13 protein-coding genes and 2 pseudogenes are annotated in these 15,511 nt (G+C 65.1%); 9 read left to right on the top strand and 6 right to left on the bottom strand.

Annotated features, from left to right (window positions below; all coding sequences use genetic code 11):
• The 7 genes and pseudogenes from ACQ4W7_RS07255 (at position 1) to ACQ4W7_RS07225 (ending at position 9,612) form a co-directional block, all read left to right on the top strand.
• On the top strand, positions 1 to 3,147 hold the full coding sequence (locus tag ACQ4W7_RS07255) for a multidrug efflux RND transporter permease subunit (RefSeq protein WP_436529473.1): 3,147 nt from the start codon (positions 1 to 3) through the stop codon (positions 3,145 to 3,147).
• The gene (locus ACQ4W7_RS07250) at positions 3,147 to 4,517 is read left to right on the top strand and encodes an efflux transporter outer membrane subunit (RefSeq protein ID WP_436529471.1); all 1,371 of its coding nucleotides are present in this window, start codon (positions 3,147 to 3,149) and stop codon (positions 4,515 to 4,517) included. Before ACQ4W7_RS07255 ends, ACQ4W7_RS07250 begins: the two co-directional genes overlap by 1 nt.
• Positions 4,518 to 4,808: 291 nt before the next feature.
• The gene (locus ACQ4W7_RS07245; protein ID WP_436529469.1) at positions 4,809 to 6,455 is read left to right on the top strand and encodes a DUF4394 domain-containing protein; all 1,647 of its coding nucleotides are present in this window, start codon (positions 4,809 to 4,811) and stop codon (positions 6,453 to 6,455) included.
• Positions 6,456 to 6,577: 122 nt separating this feature from the next.
• On the top strand, positions 6,578 to 7,858 hold the full coding sequence (locus ACQ4W7_RS07240; protein WP_436529467.1) for an arsenic transporter: 1,281 nt from the start codon (positions 6,578 to 6,580) through the stop codon (positions 7,856 to 7,858).
• Positions 7,859 to 7,904: 46 nt separating this feature from the next.
• On the top strand, positions 7,905 to 8,534 hold the full coding sequence (locus ACQ4W7_RS07235; RefSeq protein WP_436529465.1) for a Rossmann-fold NAD(P)-binding domain-containing protein: 630 nt from the start codon (positions 7,905 to 7,907) through the stop codon (positions 8,532 to 8,534).
• A gap of 46 nt (positions 8,535 to 8,580) precedes the next feature.
• Positions 8,581 to 9,006 (top strand): annotated as a pseudogene (locus tag ACQ4W7_RS07230) (GNAT family N-acetyltransferase); the annotation flags it as partial.
• The gene (locus ACQ4W7_RS07225) at positions 9,007 to 9,612 is read left to right on the top strand and encodes a flavin reductase family protein (RefSeq protein ID WP_426074432.1); all 606 of its coding nucleotides are present in this window, start codon (positions 9,007 to 9,009) and stop codon (positions 9,610 to 9,612) included.
• Here ACQ4W7_RS07225 and ACQ4W7_RS07220 read toward each other — a convergent pair whose 3' ends face one another.
• The 4 genes from ACQ4W7_RS07220 to ACQ4W7_RS07205 all read right to left on the bottom strand — a co-directional run bounded on the left by ACQ4W7_RS07220 (position 9,613) and on the right by ACQ4W7_RS07205 (position 13,175).
• Positions 9,613 to 10,533, bottom strand: a complete 921-nt coding sequence (locus tag ACQ4W7_RS07220) for a DUF2145 domain-containing protein (protein ID WP_436529463.1) — start codon at positions 10,531 to 10,533, stop codon at positions 9,613 to 9,615.
• Positions 10,534 to 10,541: 8 nt separating this feature from the next.
• Positions 10,542 to 10,973, bottom strand: a complete 432-nt coding sequence (locus ACQ4W7_RS07215) for a hypothetical protein (protein WP_426074433.1) — start codon at positions 10,971 to 10,973, stop codon at positions 10,542 to 10,544.
• A gap of 112 nt (positions 10,974 to 11,085) precedes the next feature.
• A complete protein-coding gene (locus ACQ4W7_RS07210; protein ID WP_436529461.1) occupies positions 11,086 to 11,919 on the bottom strand; it encodes an HDOD domain-containing protein in 834 nt (277 codons plus the stop codon).
• A gap of 158 nt (positions 11,920 to 12,077) precedes the next feature.
• A complete protein-coding gene (locus tag ACQ4W7_RS07205) occupies positions 12,078 to 13,175 on the bottom strand; it encodes an acyl-CoA dehydrogenase family protein (protein ID WP_436529459.1) in 1,098 nt (365 codons plus the stop codon).
• A 179-nt stretch (positions 13,176 to 13,354) separates the two neighbouring features.
• Between ACQ4W7_RS07205 and ACQ4W7_RS07200 the strand changes: the two genes are divergently transcribed.
• Positions 13,355 to 13,801 carry a PaaI family thioesterase gene (locus ACQ4W7_RS07200; RefSeq protein WP_426074361.1) on the top strand — a complete coding sequence of 149 codons (447 nt, stop codon included), beginning with the start codon at positions 13,355 to 13,357 and terminating at the stop codon, positions 13,799 to 13,801.
• Positions 13,802 to 13,823: 22 nt separating this feature from the next.
• Here ACQ4W7_RS07200 and gstA read toward each other — a convergent pair whose 3' ends face one another.
• Both gstA and ACQ4W7_RS07190 read right to left on the bottom strand, forming a co-directional pair.
• Positions 13,824 to 14,438, bottom strand: coding sequence for a glutathione transferase GstA (gene gstA / locus ACQ4W7_RS07195; protein WP_426074362.1), 615 nt, complete (start codon positions 14,436 to 14,438; stop codon positions 13,824 to 13,826).
• A gap of 147 nt (positions 14,439 to 14,585) precedes the next feature.
• Positions 14,586 to 14,978, bottom strand: a pseudogene (locus tag ACQ4W7_RS07190) (LysR family transcriptional regulator); the annotation flags it as partial.
• An 85-nt stretch (positions 14,979 to 15,063) separates the two neighbouring features.
• On the opposite strand from ACQ4W7_RS07190, the gene ACQ4W7_RS07185 reads away from it, so the two are divergent.
• Positions 15,064 to 15,273, top strand: coding sequence for a hypothetical protein (locus tag ACQ4W7_RS07185; RefSeq protein WP_436529457.1), 210 nt, complete (start codon positions 15,064 to 15,066; stop codon positions 15,271 to 15,273).
• Positions 15,274 to 15,511 lie beyond the last annotated feature (238 nt).

Raw genomic sequence — 15,511 nt, 5'->3', positions numbered from 1 at the left:
ATGCCTCAATTTTTCATTAACCGCCCCGTCTTTGCGTGGGTGGTGGCGGTCTTCATCGTCCTGTTCGGACTGATCGCCATACCGCAATTGCCGATTGCGCGTTTTCCTTCCGTGGCGCCGCCCAGCGTCAGTATCAGCGCCAACTACCCTGGCGCCACGCCGCAAACCATGAACGATTCCGTGGTGGGCCTGATTGAACGCGAACTGTCGGGCGTCAAGCACCTGCTGTATTTCGAGTCGTCCACCGATACCTCGGGTTCGGCCTCGATCACCGTCACTTTCCAGCCCGGCACCAATCCGGAAATGGCACAGGTGGATGTGCAGAACCGTTTGAAAGCCATCGAGCCGCGCCTGCCGCAAGCCGTGCGGCAAAATGGCTTGACGGTGGAATCGGCGTCGTCGGGCTTTTTGATGATCGTCAGTTTGATTTCCGACAATGGCCAGCATGATGAAGTGGCGCTGGGTGACTACCTGGCGCGCAATGTGACGGAAGAACTGCGCCGCATTCCCGGCGTGGGCAAGGTGCAGCTGTTCGGCTCCGAGCGGGCCATGCGCATCTGGGTCGATCCGGCCAAGCTGGTGTCGTACAACATCGCCATGGGAGAGCTGACAGCCGCCATCGCGCAGCAAAATGCGCAGATCGCGCCGGGCCGCCTCGGCGATTCTCCCGCCGTGGAAGGCCAGCGCGTCACCATCCCGCTGACGGTGCAGGGCCAGCTGCAAACACCGGCCGAATTTGCCGCCATCGTGCTGCGCGCGAACGCGGACGGCTCGAAAGTGACCATCGGCGACGTGGCGCGCGTGTCCTTGGGCGCGCAAAGCTTCAATTTCAGTATCCGCGAAAACGGGCAAGCCGCGTCGGGCGCCGCCATCATGCTGTCGCCGGGCGCCAACGCCGTGCAGACGGCCAGCGCCGTGCGCGCGCGCATGGCCGAACTGGCGCACACCATGCCGGCCGGGATCAAGTACTCGGTGCCGTTCGATACGGCGCCATTCGTGAAAATCTCGATTGAAAAGGTCATCGTCACCCTGTTAGAGGCGATGGTGCTGGTCTTCCTCGTCATGTATCTGTTCCTGCAAAAGATACGCTACACCCTGATTCCCGCCATCGTCGCGCCGATTGCCCTGATGGGCACCTTCACGGTCATGCTGCTGGCCGGCTATTCCATCAACGTGCTGACCATGTTCGGCATGGTGCTGGCCATCGGCATCATCGTCGACGACGCCATCGTCGTGGTGGAAGCGGTGGAGCGCTTGATGGCCACCGAAGGCTTGTCGCCGAAGGAAGCGACGTCGAAAGCCATGCGCGAAATCACGGGCGCCGTCGTCGGCATCACCCTGGTGCTGACGGCCGTGTTCATTCCGATGGCGCTGGCCAGTGGCTCCGTGGGCGCGATCTACCGCCAGTTCACGCTGGCCATGGCCGTGTCGATTTTGTTTTCGGCGTTTTTGGCGCTGACCCTGACGCCGGCCCTGTGCGCCACCATGTTGAAACCCATCGGACCGCACGACCACGACAAGAAGGGCTTCTTCCTGTGGTTCGACCGCCAGTTCGAACGCATGACGGCGCGCTATGAAAAGGGCGTGGTGGCGATGCTGAAGCGTGCAGGGCGCTCGATGGTGGTGTATGGCGCCATCGTCGCGGTGCTGGGCGTGGCCTTCATGCAACTGCCGTCGGCCTTCTTGCCCGAGGAAGATCAGGGCTACTTCATCACCTCGATCCAGCTGCCGTCCGACGCGACCATGGAGCGCACGCTCGATGTCGTCAAATTGTACGAGCAGCACGTGGCCACGCGGCCCGGCATTGAAGTGAATCAATCGATCCTCGGCTTCAGCTTTTCCGGCGCAGGGCCGAATGCGGGCCTGGCGTTCACCATGCTGAAGGACTGGAAACAGCGCAACGGCGCCACGGCGCAGGAAGAAGTGGCGCTGGCGCAGGCCGCCATGTCGCAGGCGAAGGAGGGCGTGATCATGAGCCTGATGCCGCCCGCCATCGATGAACTGGGTAACTCGTCCGGCTTTTCCATGCGCCTGCAAGACCGCGCCAACCAGGGCATCGCCGCCCTGCAGGCGGCGCAGAACCAGTTGCTGGGCCTGGCCGCGCAAAGCAGCAAGGTGGCGGGCGTGTATCCGGACGGCTTGCCGCCCGGCGCCAGCGTGCGCCTCGATATCGACCGCACCAAGGCCGAGGCGCTGGGCGTGTCATTTACCGCCATTGCCGACATGCTGACGGCGGCCATGGGCTCGACCTATATCAACGATTTCCCGAATGCTGGCCGCATGCAGCAAGTGATCATCCAGGCCGATGCGCCGTCGCGTATGCAGTTGACCGATGTGCTGGCCTTGCGCATCCGCAATAACGCGGGCGGCATGGTGGCCTTGGGCGAGCTGGTGCGCCCCGTGTGGAGCGAATCGCCGCTGCAGCTGGTGCGCTATCAGGGCTATCCGGCGGCGCGCATTTCCGGCAGCGCGGCGCCCGGCGTATCGAGCGGCGACGCCATGCTGGAAATGGAACGGCTGGTGAAACAGCTGCCGCCCGGCTTCGCGCTGGCGTGGACGGGCCAGTCGCTGCAAGAGAAGGAATCGGCGTCGCAAGCGCCCATGCTGATGGCGCTGTCGATGCTGGTGGTGTTCCTCGTGCTGGCGGCCCTGTATGAAAGCTGGAGCATTCCCGTCTCCGTGATGCTGGTGGTGCCGCTGGGTTTGCTGGGCGCCGTACTGGCCGTGATGCTGCGCGGCATGCCGAACGATGTCTTCTTCAAGGTGGGCATGATCACGATCATCGGCCTGTCGGCGAAGAACGCCATTTTGATCGTCGAATATGCGCGCCAGTTGCAGGCGCAAGGCAAGGGGCTGGTCGAGGCGACGGTGGAGGCGGCCAGGTTGCGTTTGCGCCCGATCCTGATGACATCATTGGCGTTCGCGCTGGGCGTGGTGCCGCTGATGCTGGCCACGGGCGCCAGCGCCGAAACCCAGCACGCGATCGGCACGGGCGTGTTCGGCGGCATGATCACCGCCACCGTGCTGGCCGTCTTTTTCGTGCCCGTGTTCTTTGTCGTGGTGCTGGGCGCCGTCGACAAGGTGGGCAGCTATTTCAAGAAACGCAATAATCACACTGCGATTAAAGCGGTGGAAGGAGAGTTGTAATGCGTTTGATTTTTATCACGCCCCTGGCCGCGCTGGTCTTGTCGGCCTGTTCCTTGACGCCGCCGCTGGTCAAGCCGGCGGCGCCCATTCCCGCCAGTTACGAGGCGACGCCGTCATTCGCCGCGGGCAGTGCCGCCGACCTGGGCTGGCGCCAGATGCTGCTCGATGCGCGCCTGCAGCGCCTGGTCAGCCTGGCGCTGGAAAACAACCGCGACTTGCGCGTGGCATCCCTCAACGTGGAAGCCGTGCGGGCCCAGTACCAGATCCAGGATGCGGGCCGCTATCCCGCCATCGGCGCCAATGCGGGCGGCGTGCGCCAGCGCGGCGCCGATGCGGTGACGCAAAATCAGTTCACGGCGGGCATCGCCATGAGCGCGTTCGAGATCGACCTGTTCGGCCGCCTGCGCTCTTTGTCGGATGCCGCGTTTGCCCGCTACCTGGCCACGCAGCAGGGACAGCGCGCCGCGCACATGGCCCTGATCGGGGCCGTCGCCGATGCATATCTGGAACAGCGGCTGGCCGAAGAGCAGCTGGCGCTGGCCCGCCAAACCCTGGCCGACTGGCGCCAGGCGTTGGTCCTGACACAGCGCCTGCACGGCGCGCAGCAGGGCAGTGGCCTGGACGTGGCGCAAGCGCAAGGGCAGGCGGCCACGGCGGAAGCGGATGTGCAGGCACGGGAGCGGGCCAGCGCCTTGGCGCGCAACAACCTGGAATTGCTGCTGGGCGCGCCGCTGCCCGCCGACTTGCCGGCTGGCCGGCCGCTCGATGGCCAGCCCGTGCTGACGCAACTGCCGCCCGGCCTGCCGTCGGACTTGCTGGCGCGCCGTCCCGACATCCTGCAAGCCGAATCTGCGCTGGTGGCGGCGAATGCGGAAATCGGCGCCGCCCGCGCCGCCTTCTTCCCGCGCCTGTCGCTGACGGCGTCGCTGGGCCTGGCCAGCCCGGAGCTCGGTGATCTGTTCCGTGGCAGCGCGCGCAGCTGGTCGTTCGCGCCGCAAGTCACGCAACCCTTGTTCCAGGGCGGCCAGCTGCGCGCGGAACTGCAACTGTCGCGCCTGCGCAAGGACGTGGCCGTGCTGCAATATGAGCAAGCCATTCAGACAGCCTTCCGCGACGTGCGCGACGGCCTGGCGGGCAGCGCCACGTATGCGCAGCAGATCGATGCGCAGCAGCGGGTGGTGGCGGCTGCCGAACAGCGGCGCAAGCTGTCGGCCTTGCGCTATGGCGCGGGCCAGGACAGCCGGCTGGAATTGCTCGATGCGCAGCGCCAGTCGTATGCGGCCCGGCAAACCCTGCTCGACGTGCGGCGCGACCAGTTCAAGTCGTCCGTGGCCTTGTACAAGGCGCTGGGGGGAGGGCTGGAGGAGTAGCCGCCTTGCGGGCTTAGCCCGTAAAGGCGCCGATAGGCCGCTTGCGTGCCAGGCTCCAGCCCGCCGTGTGTTGGGCGGCAGTCTTGCCGTCCGCCTGCTGCACGCTGTAGGTGCAGAGGATTTCCGTAAGGCTTAACTTGAATTAAGTTGTCCAAAGGTAAGCATAAGCGGGGGCAAAAATTTTTTCGCGCCGCTGCATCCAAATGCGCGCATGGCGAGTAGTACAGGGGTGCGCTCGCCGCAACGGCGGCACGAGCGGCACTTCCACTCACTCTTTCAGGGGCCACGACCATGCCGATATTACCGACCTTGCCATTTGCCGAGCTGCTGCTCGTTTCCGCCATCGCCATGACCTTGTCCGCCTGCGGCGGCGATGACCATGATGATGTTGTCGTCACGCCACCGCCGCCCGTGGCGGTGGCCGGCGATGTCTTCGTGTTGACAAACAGCAACAAGCTGCTGTCGTTCGACCGCGCCACGCCGGCCACCATCCGCACAGCGGTGACGGTGACGGGCCTGCAGGCCGGCGAAAACTTGCTGGGCATAGATTTCCGTCCCGCTGATGGCCAGCTGTATGGTGTCGGCAGCACGGGCCGCATCTACACCTTGAATGGTGTAACGGGCGCGGCCACCCTGAAGGCGAGCCTGGCGGCCGATGCGGCCGACGCGACGTCGCCCTACACGGCGCTGGCCGGTACGGAGTTTGGCGTCGATTTCAACCCGGTCGCCGACCGCCTGCGCATCGTCAGCAACACGGGGCAAAGCTTGCGCATCAATGCCGATACGGGCGCCACCACCACGGATGGCAACATCAACGGCGGCGTGGCCAGCACCGCCATCACGGCTGCAGCGTATACCAACAGCCTCGCGGGTACGGCCAGCACCACCCTGTACGTCATCGATGGGGCCAACGCCACCCTATACACGCAAAATCCGCCGAATAACGGCACCCTGGCCGGCGCCGTGCCGTTGGGCGTGGCGGCCACCAGCGTATCCGGTTTCGACATCGATGCACGCACGAACACAGGCTATGCCGTCATGACGGTGGCCGGCGCGCGCAACCTGTACACCCTGAATCTGGCGGCTAGCACCGCGCCGGCGACCCTGGTGGCGGCCATTGGCGTGACGGAAGAACTGCGCGGCATCGCCTTGAAGGCGCCGGCGACGCCCATCGCCTATGGCTTGACGGACGACAATCGCATCGTCACCTTCAAGACGGCCACGCCAAACACCCTGGACGCCAACGTGGCCGTCACGGGCTTGGCGGCGGGCGAGCGCCTGCTGGGCGTTGACATTCGTCCCAAGGATGGCCTGCTGTACGGGATTTCCTCGGCCGGGCGTATCGTCACCATTGACCCGGCCACGGGCGTGGCCAGCGTCAAGGCGACGCTCACCGCCGATGCGTTGGATACCACCGCACCCTACGCAGCCATCGCCGGCACGGCCTTCGGCGTGGATTTCAACCCCGTCGCCGACCGCCTGCGCGTGATCGGCAATACGGGGCAAAGCCTGCGCATCAATGTCGACACGGGTGCGACCACCACCGACGGCGCCGTCAACCGCACGGGCGCGGCGCCCATCGTCACGGCAGCCGCCTATACCAACAGCTTTGCGGGCACTACGGCGACCATGCTGTTCGATATCGACACGGCCAGCGTTTCGCTCGCCTTGCAAAATCCACCGAATGACGGCACCCTGGTCAATATAGGGCTGCTGGGTGTCGCGGTGGCGGGCGACGTGGGCTTCGATATTGCGGGCGGCGCCAACGGGCTGGCGCTGGCGGCCCTGCGCACGACGGCCGGCGGCCCCAGCTCCCTGTACCGCATCGACCTGGCGACGGGCGCGGCGGTGCTGAGCGGCGGCGCGGCCACGCCGGCCGCATCCGCCATCGGCAATGGCGCTGTGGGACTGGTCGATATCGCCATCGCACTGAAGTAAGGGAGTACCGCCGCGGCCTTTGCATTCATTCAATAATTCCAGTATTATGGAATTATTGTTGACATTCACAGGCTGCGGCGCATGGTGCCCGCGACGCCGCATTTGCACGGGACCATCACCGCATGCTGACCGCTTTCCTCATTTTCCTCGCCACCCTGACCCTGGTCATTTGGCAGCCGCGTGGCCTGGGCATCGGCTGGAGCGCCGTCATCGGCGCTTGTGTCGCCTTGCTGGCAGGCGTGATCCACTGGGGCGACATCCCCGTCGTCTGGCATATCGTGTGGAATGCCACCGGCACCTTCGTCGCCGTGATCATCATCAGCCTGTTGCTGGACGCGGCCGGCTTCTTCGAGTGGGCCGCGCTGCACGTGGCGCGCTGGGGCGGCGGCAGCGGACGCAAGCTGTTCGTGCTGCTGGTCTTGCTGGGCGCGGCGGTATCCGCCGTGTTCGCCAACGACGGCGCCGCGCTGATCCTGACGCCCATCGTCATCGCTATGTTGCGGGCGCTGAAGTTTTCCACCAAAGCCACGCTGGCCTACGTGATGGCGGCCGGCTTTATCGCCGACACGGCCAGCCTGCCGCTGGTGGTGTCGAACCTGGTGAACATCGTTTCCGCCGATTTCTTCAAGATCGGCTTTGCCGAGTACGCTGCCGTGATGGTGCCCGTCAACGTCGTCGCCGTGGCCGCCACCCTGGGCGTCTTGCTGCTCTTTTTCCGCCAAGATATCCCGCGCGACTACGATGCGTCGCAACTGAAGCGCCCGGACGCCGCCATCCGCGACTTGCCCACCTTCCGCGCCGGCTGGCTGGTGCTGGCGCTGCTGCTGGTGGGATTTTTCTCGCAAGAAGCCCTCGGTGTTCCCATCAGCCTGATCGCCGCCGTTGGCGCCGCGCTGTTGCTGGGCGTGGCAGGCAAAGGGCATGTGATTTCCACGCGCCACGTGCTGCGCCATGCGCCGTGGCATATCGTCGTCTTTTCGCTGGGCATGTACCTGGTCGTATATGGCTTGCGCAATGCGGGTTTGACGGCTTACCTGACGGGCATGCTGAATTACTTTGCGCAATATGGCGTATGGGGCGCGGCCATGGGCACGGGCGTGCTGACGGCCTTGCTGTCGTCCGTGATGAACAATCTGCCGACGGTGCTGGTGGGCGCGCTGGCCATCGATCCCACGACGGCGCAAGGGGCCGTGCGCGAAGCGATGATCTACGCAAACGTCATCGGCAGCGACCTGGGGCCGAAGATCACGCCCATCGGCAGCCTGGCCACCTTGCTTTGGCTGCATGTGCTCGACAGCAAGAATATTCACATTTCCTGGGGCTACTATTTCCGCGTCGGCATCGTGCTGACCGTGCCCGTGCTGCTGCTGACCCTGGCCGCGCTGGCGCTGCGCCTGTCCTGAATTCCCTGTATGGTGGTGGCTGACAGCAACTTTTTACTGGGAAACGATGAAATTACTGCTTGTGGGCGCCACGGGTCTGGTGGGCCGCGAAGTGCTGCGCCTGGCGCTCGCCGACGCGCGCGTCAGCCTGGTCGTCGCGCCCGTGCGCAAGGCCTTGCCGCCCCATCCGAAACTGCAAGCGCCTCTCGTTGATTTCGATCACTTGCCGCCCGACGCGCCCTGGTGGCAGGCAGATGCCCTCATCTGCACCTTGGGCACGACCATGAAGGTGGCCGGCACGCGGCAGGCGTTCCGGAAAGTCGACCACGACTATCCGCTGGCCGCAGCGCGCCTGGCGCTGGCGGCCGGCACGCGCACGTATGCGCTCAATTCCGCAGCCGGCGCCAACGCCGCCTCGCGCTTCTTCTACAACCGCGTCAAGGGCGAGTTGGAACGCGACCTGGAAGCGCTGGGTTTTGACTCTCTCACGCACGTGCGCCCGGGCCTGATCGGCGGCGAGCGCGACGTGGCCCGGGCAGGCGAGGGCGCCGCCTTGCGCCTCCTGCGCGTGCTGGGTCCCGTGCTGCCGGCGCGCTGGCGCATCAATCCGGCGCCGCGCATCGCCCAAGCCTTGCTGGAGGCGGCCATCGCCGCTGCGCCAGGCCTGCATGTGGTGACGTCGGAACACTTGCTGTGAAGGGCGGCGCCGTATAATTTCTCTTCCTGTTTTTGAAAGGATAACAATGCAGACAGTACGTCCTTACCGTGCCAGCGACCGCGATAGCTGCCTGGCCCTCTTCGACGGCAACACGCCGCGCTTTTTCGACCCGTCGGAGCGCGCCGGCTTTGCCGCCTGGCTCGACACATCGACGCACCCGTATCTGGTCATCGAACGTGACGGGGACATCGTCGCCTGCGGCGGCCATGCGCTCGAGGCGGGCGGCACCGTCGCCAGCCTGTGCTGGGGCATGGTGGCGCAGGATCTGCATGGACAGGGACTGGGCCGCGCGCTGACGCAGGCGCGCCTGGACGCCATCCGTGCAATGCCTGGGGTCGCCAGCGTAAGCATGAAAACCAGCCAGCACACGCAGCGTTTTTATGCGCGCTTCGGCTTTCAACCAGTTAACGTGACGCCGGATGGCTTCGGGCCAGGCATCGACCAGTGGGATATGGTCCTGTCCCTGAAAAACAAGGAAGCTGATCGTAGCCATATCGCCGCCGTGCCGCTGGAAAAAGCGTATCGCCTGCTCAATCACGGCCCTTCCATCCTCGTCTCGGCGCGCCATGCGGGCGTTGACAACGTCATGGCCGCCGCCTGGGCCTGCGCGCTCGACTTCGCGCCACCGAAACTGACCGTGGTGCTGGACAAAGCCACGCGCACGCGCGCGCTGGTCGAAGGCAGCGGCACGTTTGTCATCCAGGTGCCGACGGCGGCGCAGCTGCAGCTGACGCACGCCGTAGGCACGCACAGCCTCGACGCGCAGCCCGATAAACTGGCGCGCGCCGGCGTGCAGCTGTTTCACATGGAAGGCTTTGATGTGCCATTCGTGGCGGGATGCTCCGCCTGGCTGGCCTGCCGTCTGATCCCCGAGCCGCACAATCAGGCGGCCTACGACCTGTTCATCGGTGAAGTGGTGGGCGCCTGGGCCGACACGCGCGTGTTCCGCGACGGGCACTGGCATTTCGAGGAGGCCGATCCATCCTGGCGCAGCCTGCACTACATTGCGGGCGGGCGCTTTTATGCGATCGGCGAGGCGCTTGATGCGCAGGCTTGATCAATCGAGGGCGATAACCCGGTCGTTTGCGCCGGGCACGCAGCCGTCGGCGATTGGTTCCCAGCCCCGGTGCACCACCACCTGCTTGCCGTCGTGGCAGATTTCCACGCGCTCGCTGGCGGGCAGGCGCTGGCGCGCGAACGCTTCCAGGCTGGCCGGCAGGCTCACTTCCAGCCGCATCGTGCCGATGGCTTCCTGCGGGTGGTCGTCCATGTGCACGAGGGGCACGAAGATCGAACCGAGCATCAGCCAGCGCGCACCCACGTCGACGGGGGCGGGCGCATAGGGCACGGCGCGCAGCCAGTCCTGGGCGCGGGCGCGCAAGTCGCTGCCCGCGGCCAGCTCGCCCCAGGCCGTGGCCAGCAATTCCACCACCCACTGATTGCAATTCTGGTATGTCAGATTGAAGGCATACGCGTTGGCGCTGTAGCGGCCCGCCAGCAACTGCTGCACGCGCACGGGGTCGAGCAGGGCGCGGCGCAGGGGCGGCACGGTTTCGGCCGGCAGTTTGACCAGCGAGATGTACCCAAGAGCCGGATTGTCCGTGCCCATGACGAAACCGGCCGTGCCCTGGTCGAAGATGCGCGGACGGCCTTCATCGCAGGCGTAGTACAGCTGGCGCGCGGACCAGCCATTGTCATTGTCGTGGCGCCAGGCCAGGGCAGCATGCGAATAGCGGATGCCGAAGCGTGCCAGGTCCAGGCCGGAACGGCTGATCAGGGCCACGCTGCCCTCGCTGGCGGCCAGTTCTTCGCGCACCACGGCGGCAAAGCGCAACAGGCGATCCTGTTCCGTGGCCGTGAGTTCCTGCGCGCGGTCGCAAAAGCGCGCCGAGGCCAGTGAAGTGCCCGCATGGGCCGCGCCAGCCAGGGCGAGTGCGGCGCAGCCAGCCAGCAGCCGCGCCAGCTTGTGCAGGGTCACACTTTGGATCAAAGGCTGACGGGACGCGTGGCCATTTCGCCGTACCAGTCGTCGGCCAGCACCAGGAAGAAGGCGGCACGCGTGTCGTTGCGCGAAAATTCGATGCCGTAGCTGCGGTTTTGCGCATGCACCACGTCGCCTTGCGCCAATTGTTGCTTGTCGAGCGCCGCTTGCGGCAAGTCCAGCACCAGCGGCGTTGCCGTGGCGTCCGCCTGCATCGTCAGGCGCGTCATGCCGTTGCGGCCCGGCACGGCAGCCACGTCGATGATGCGGTAGGGACCATTAGCCACCTTGTTGTCGCGCGAGGAGCTGTTGCTCGAACCGTTGAGCGAATCGGAAATACTGCCGCTCGATTGGGAGCCGGCACTGGAGGCCGATGAAACGAAGCTGTCGGCGTTGGCGTTGCAGGCCACGGTCAGAGCTGCGGCCAGGCCGAGCATGCGTAAGGAGGTAGTCAAGGCAGTTTTCCAGTGGACTGAGTAGCCGTAGCCATTACATCAATGAAAGCGGGCCGGGTCCATCCCGGCCAGCGCCATCATAGCAGATCGGCCATCAGCTGAGCAGTACCTCGATCAGGGCTTTTGCTTCGGCCGATGGCTGCGTGCGCAGCACCTGCAGCACGGGATCGTGCTCCAGATAGGCTTGCAGCGGCGCGCTGACGGTGACGCTGGCCTGCGGCAGCGGCGAGGCAACGGGCGAGAGCGCCTTGGCCAGCAACAGGGTGTCGCGCAAGCCTTCGGGCGGCAGCATGATGGTCGAGCCGGGCAAGGCATTGACGGCATCGGCCACCGGCAGCGGCACGCCCAGCTGGCGCATCAGCGCGCGGCCGATCACTTCCAGGGTGGACGCCATCTGCGTTTCCAGCTGGGCGTACAGGCCCGGGGTCTTGTCGGCCTGGGCCAGCATGTAAAAGCCGGCCACTTCATGCACGATGCCGGCGAACAGCGCCGTATCGGCATCCGTATGCGTGACGGCGCCGGCCAGCGCATGCGCCAGCGCCGCCACATGCACGGTGTGCGCCCACAGCTGGGTGGCGCGGTCGCGCAAGGCTTCGTCGCGGATGCCCGCGTTCAGCTGGCGGATGACGGCCGCCGTCGCCAGCGCATACAGGTTGCGGTGGCCCAGCCGTTCGACGGCGGCGCGCACGCTGGTGATGGCAGGGGCCAGTCCCGGCGCGAACAGGGCCGAGTTGGCCAGCGCCACGGCGCGCGCCGACAAGGTGGGTTCGCACAGCAGCAGCCGGCTGATGTCGGCCGAATGGCAATCCGGATTGGCCAGTTCCTTTTGCAGGAGCAGGGCCGTGTTGATACTGGTGGGAAAGGCCAGGGTTTCCGTTTCGGCGCTGGCCAGGAGTTGCGCCAAGCTGTTGAGCGTATTGACGTGCATGGGTAGTGTATAGAAAAGAGTTTGCTGTATGGAATAGCCTAACATTATCTGTCAAATTCGCCGCCTGTGCCGTTCGATGGCGCACCGTGGCGCAAGACGGCATGACTTGGCTGTGCCGTCCAGCATGTCAGTGCTTGCGTCGAACAGGCGCGGCAGCTTTACGGCAGCAGCAAAGCGTGCTGGCTGGCCGTATGGAAATCGCGCCAGACGCGGTTGATGGGGCTGTCTTCGCGGGCCGCGTACAGGCCGCAGTAGGGGTAGAGCTCATCGACCGCGGCGCGCGCGATGGCCACCAGTGCCAGCGAGCTCGCTTGCACCGAGCGCATGGCGTTCGCGTCCAGCGGCGAAGCGGCGGCCACCTGTGCCCAGCTAGCGTCGAGCACGGCATAGAAATGCGTGCGGGCGGCGGCGAAAGCGTGTTGCTTGTCGCGCAGCAAGGCAGCCACTTCCGGCACCTCCAGCAGCGGCAAGCCTAGCCCGGCATGCCGGCGATGGCGTATGCACTGCCGCGCCAATTGCAGAAAATGGCTGGCCATGCCGGCCATGTTGGCCGCCAGGGTCACATACGCCAGCGCGTAAAACGGGTAGCGGTACAAGGGACCAGCGGCCGTGGCAAAGGCGGCGTCGATGGCGAAGCCGTGTTCCCTGGCCACCCATTGCCCGTCGATGCGGTAGCTGTGCGAGGCGCTGGCGCGCATGCCGATGCAGTTCCACGTCGGTACGATGTCCACCAGCGCGGCAGGTACCAGGAAGGCGCGTATGCGCGGCGCGCCCGCTTCGTCAAGCAGCGGTTGGCCGTTGGCGCGCAGCTGGGCGTTCAAGGTGAAATGAGTCGCCATCGGCGCGCCGCTGGCGTAGTCCCAGCAGCCGCTGATGCGGTAGCCGGCGCCTTCCTGCTCGGCGTAGCCGGTTGGCGCGCCGCTGCCGCCCAGGCAGACGCGGGGAGTGCCGATGATGGCGCGCGCCAGTTCCGGTGCCAGGAAGCCGGCAAACCAGCCGGCGCCGGCGCACAAGGTGAGCACCCAGCCCATGCTGCCGTCGATGGCGGCCACCGCTTCCTCCAGGCGCACTGCTTGCGGTAAGGGCAGTTCGGCGCCGCCGGCGCTGCGCGGTGCCAGCATCGTCAGCCAGCCGCGCCGGTGCAGCAGGGCCTGCTGGACCGGATGCAAAAAGCGGGCGGCGTCGGCCGCCTGCGCATGGCGCGCGATGCGGCGCGCGTCGCACTCGCTCAGGGTATCGATGGCGGCTGGTTTCATGGCAGAGTTCGACAATGGCAAAAGCGGGCATTTTCGCACAGCGCGGGGTGTACCGGGCAGTTCGCGGCCTGTACGTCGCAATCGGTGAAAATGACGACAGCGGATGGCCGGGGCGGGCCATAAGCGGGTACAGTCGCATGATCTCTTCCATGCAGAACTTATCCTGAAAGCACAAAACCATGTCCCGTCTTCCTGACCCGCAATTCGCCGAGAAAGTCCGTGCCAGTTTTGATTTGCAAAACGCCATGACCTTGATCCAGGCCAGCCTGCCCGTGGTGGCACATGGCAGCACGGAAATCCACGTGCCGCACTGGAGCGGCATCGAGCAGCAGCATGGCTTCGTGCATGGCGGCGTGGTCGGCATGATCGCGGACTCGGCCGCCGGCTACGCGGCCATGACCATGGTGCCGGACGGCGCTTCCGTGCTGACGGTGGAATACAAGATGAATTTGCTGGCGCCCGCCGATGGCGAGAAACTGATTGCGCGCGGCAAGGTGGTGCGTCCGGGCCGCACCTTGATCGTCACGCAGGCCGAAGTGTTCGCCGTCAAGGATGGCCGGGAAGCCTTGTGCGCGCTGATGCAGCAAACCATCATAGTGATGCACGGCAAGTCGGAAAAGACTTGATCCGTGCACCACGGCACGCGATTCAGCCGGCTTTTGCCAGGCCTTCCGCTTCCCAAGCAGCTTTGACGCTGTCGCGCTGGGCCATTCTGCCCAGGAATGCCTGTACATTGGCCAGCGCGGACAAATCCACGCCCAGGCCTGGCGCCCAGCCCGTGATGACGAACAGATAGGCGTCGGCCACGGTAAAGGTGTCGCCGGTCAGGTAGGGCTGGCCTTCCAGGCGGCTGTCCACCCACTTGTATTTCTTGCCCAGTTGCTCATTGAACAAGGCCTTGGTGGCGGCGTCGTAGCGGGGATCGAACAGGGGACTGAACGATTTGTGCAGCTCGGACGTGATGTAGTTCTGCCATTCCAGCACCCTGTAGCGGGCAAAGTTGCCCACGGGCGGCAGCAGATCCTGCCTGCCCGCCTGTTCGGCGAGGTACTGGGCGATGACGGGGCCTTCGCTCAAGGTAGTTCCATCGTCGAGCGCCAGCAGCGGCACCTGGCCTTTCGGGTTGAGCTCGTAGTAATTGCCGTCTTCCTGCGTCCGGTGCCGGCCCAGGTCGACCTTGACCAGGGTGAACGGCGTGCCCGTTTCGCGCAGGATGATGTGCGGTGCCTGCGAGCAGGCGCCCGGCGAGTAAAAGAGTTTCATGGCGATCCTTGAACAGGTGGGAAAGAAGCCACTATAGTCCTGCGCCGCCGCACGGTAAACGTGTGTTCGTGTGGTCACACTTTCTGCCCGGTGAAGGATTGCGCTGGCTCAAACCACGGGATAGCGCAAGGTGTCGAGCAGCAAGGTAAACGCGGGCGCAACGACGACGGCCATGCGGAAATCGGGGCCGATGGGCATGGCGATCATGTCCTTGGCCACTTGCTCGCCCAGGCGCACGCCCGCGTCGCAGCGCGCGGCCACGATATCGGTCATGCCGTTGTCGACGACTTCGATGTTAATATCCGGAAAGTTCGGCAGCAAGCGGGCGATGGCCGGCTGCAATACCATCAGCGCCGAGTGTTCTCCCGCGCTGATGCGGATGTTGCCGGCCGGCTTGTCGCGCCGGGCGCTGCGCGTGGTGCGCACCGTCTGGCTCAGCGCCGATTGCGACACGCCCAGCTTGGCTGCCGCCCTGGTAAAACTGCCTTCGCGGGCCACGGCTACGAAGGCGAGAATGTCGTTGAAGTTGGTTTGTGCCATGTTGTCACCTTTCAGTCATTCATCACGCTGCGTTATGCTGTTATTCTGCAAGCATCTCCCTGCCATGTGGCCGGACTATCGCCTGATGAAAACTTTTCTTTGCTCACTACTGGGTTTTGTCCTTGCCAGCGTCATCGCATGGGGCGCCCTGTTGCTGTGGGGCGGCCTGGTCTTGCAACTGCCGCCTGGCGACAGTTATTGGGACCGCACTCCGTACGCGGCCGACATTTTCCTGGCTTGCTGGCTATGCCTTGCCGTCGTGGCGGCAATGCTGGCGGCTCGGCTGGTCCGTTGATCCGTGCTCCGTGCAATTCATTAGCCTAGCTACTAAGTTCACGCAGGCTTTAGCATCTGTTCATGGTAATGCGTTAGCCTTACAGTGGCGGTATGAAAAATCTTCCCGCTAAATCCGCCGCGCCGCACAAGGCGGCCATCCTCGCCATCATCCTTGTCAGTTACGTGATGATCGTGCTCGACACGTCGATCGTGCTGACGGGCTTGTCAAAAGTACACCGTGGCCTGGGCTTTACAGA

It is taken from the genome of Janthinobacterium algoris, from assembly GCF_051380935.1.
Taxonomy (GTDB): Bacteria; Pseudomonadota; Gammaproteobacteria; order Burkholderiales; family Burkholderiaceae_D; genus Janthinobacterium.
This window is presented reverse-complemented; position numbering and strand designations above follow the sequence as displayed.

What these genes read in the sequence shown, in the direction of transcription:
- gstA (WP_426074362.1), bottom strand. Translation starts at nt 14,438, where the DNA reads ATGAAACTCTTTTACTCGCCGGGCGCCTGCTCGCAGGCACCGCACATC.
- ACQ4W7_RS07240 (WP_436529467.1), top strand. Translation starts at nt 6,578, where the DNA reads ATGCTGACCGCTTTCCTCATTTTCCTCGCCACCCTGACCCTGGTCATT.
- ACQ4W7_RS07215 (WP_426074433.1), bottom strand. Translation starts at nt 10,973, where the DNA reads ATGCTCGGCCTGGCCGCAGCTCTGACCGTGGCCTGCAACGCCAACGCC.
- ACQ4W7_RS07245 (WP_436529469.1), top strand. Translation starts at nt 4,809, where the DNA reads ATGCCGATATTACCGACCTTGCCATTTGCCGAGCTGCTGCTCGTTTCC.
- ACQ4W7_RS07250 (WP_436529471.1), top strand. Translation starts at nt 3,147, where the DNA reads ATGCGTTTGATTTTTATCACGCCCCTGGCCGCGCTGGTCTTGTCGGCC.
- ACQ4W7_RS07210 (WP_436529461.1), bottom strand. Translation starts at nt 11,919, where the DNA reads ATGCACGTCAATACGCTCAACAGCTTGGCGCAACTCCTGGCCAGCGCC.
- ACQ4W7_RS07255 (WP_436529473.1), top strand. Translation starts at nt 1, where the DNA reads ATGCCTCAATTTTTCATTAACCGCCCCGTCTTTGCGTGGGTGGTGGCG.
- ACQ4W7_RS07225 (WP_426074432.1), top strand. Translation starts at nt 9,007, where the DNA reads ATGGTCCTGTCCCTGAAAAACAAGGAAGCTGATCGTAGCCATATCGCC.
- ACQ4W7_RS07235 (WP_436529465.1), top strand. Translation starts at nt 7,905, where the DNA reads ATGAAATTACTGCTTGTGGGCGCCACGGGTCTGGTGGGCCGCGAAGTG.
- ACQ4W7_RS07200 (WP_426074361.1), top strand. Translation starts at nt 13,355, where the DNA reads ATGTCCCGTCTTCCTGACCCGCAATTCGCCGAGAAAGTCCGTGCCAGT.
- ACQ4W7_RS07205 (WP_436529459.1), bottom strand. Translation starts at nt 13,175, where the DNA reads ATGAAACCAGCCGCCATCGATACCCTGAGCGAGTGCGACGCGCGCCGC.
- ACQ4W7_RS07185 (WP_436529457.1), top strand. Translation starts at nt 15,064, where the DNA reads ATGAAAACTTTTCTTTGCTCACTACTGGGTTTTGTCCTTGCCAGCGTC.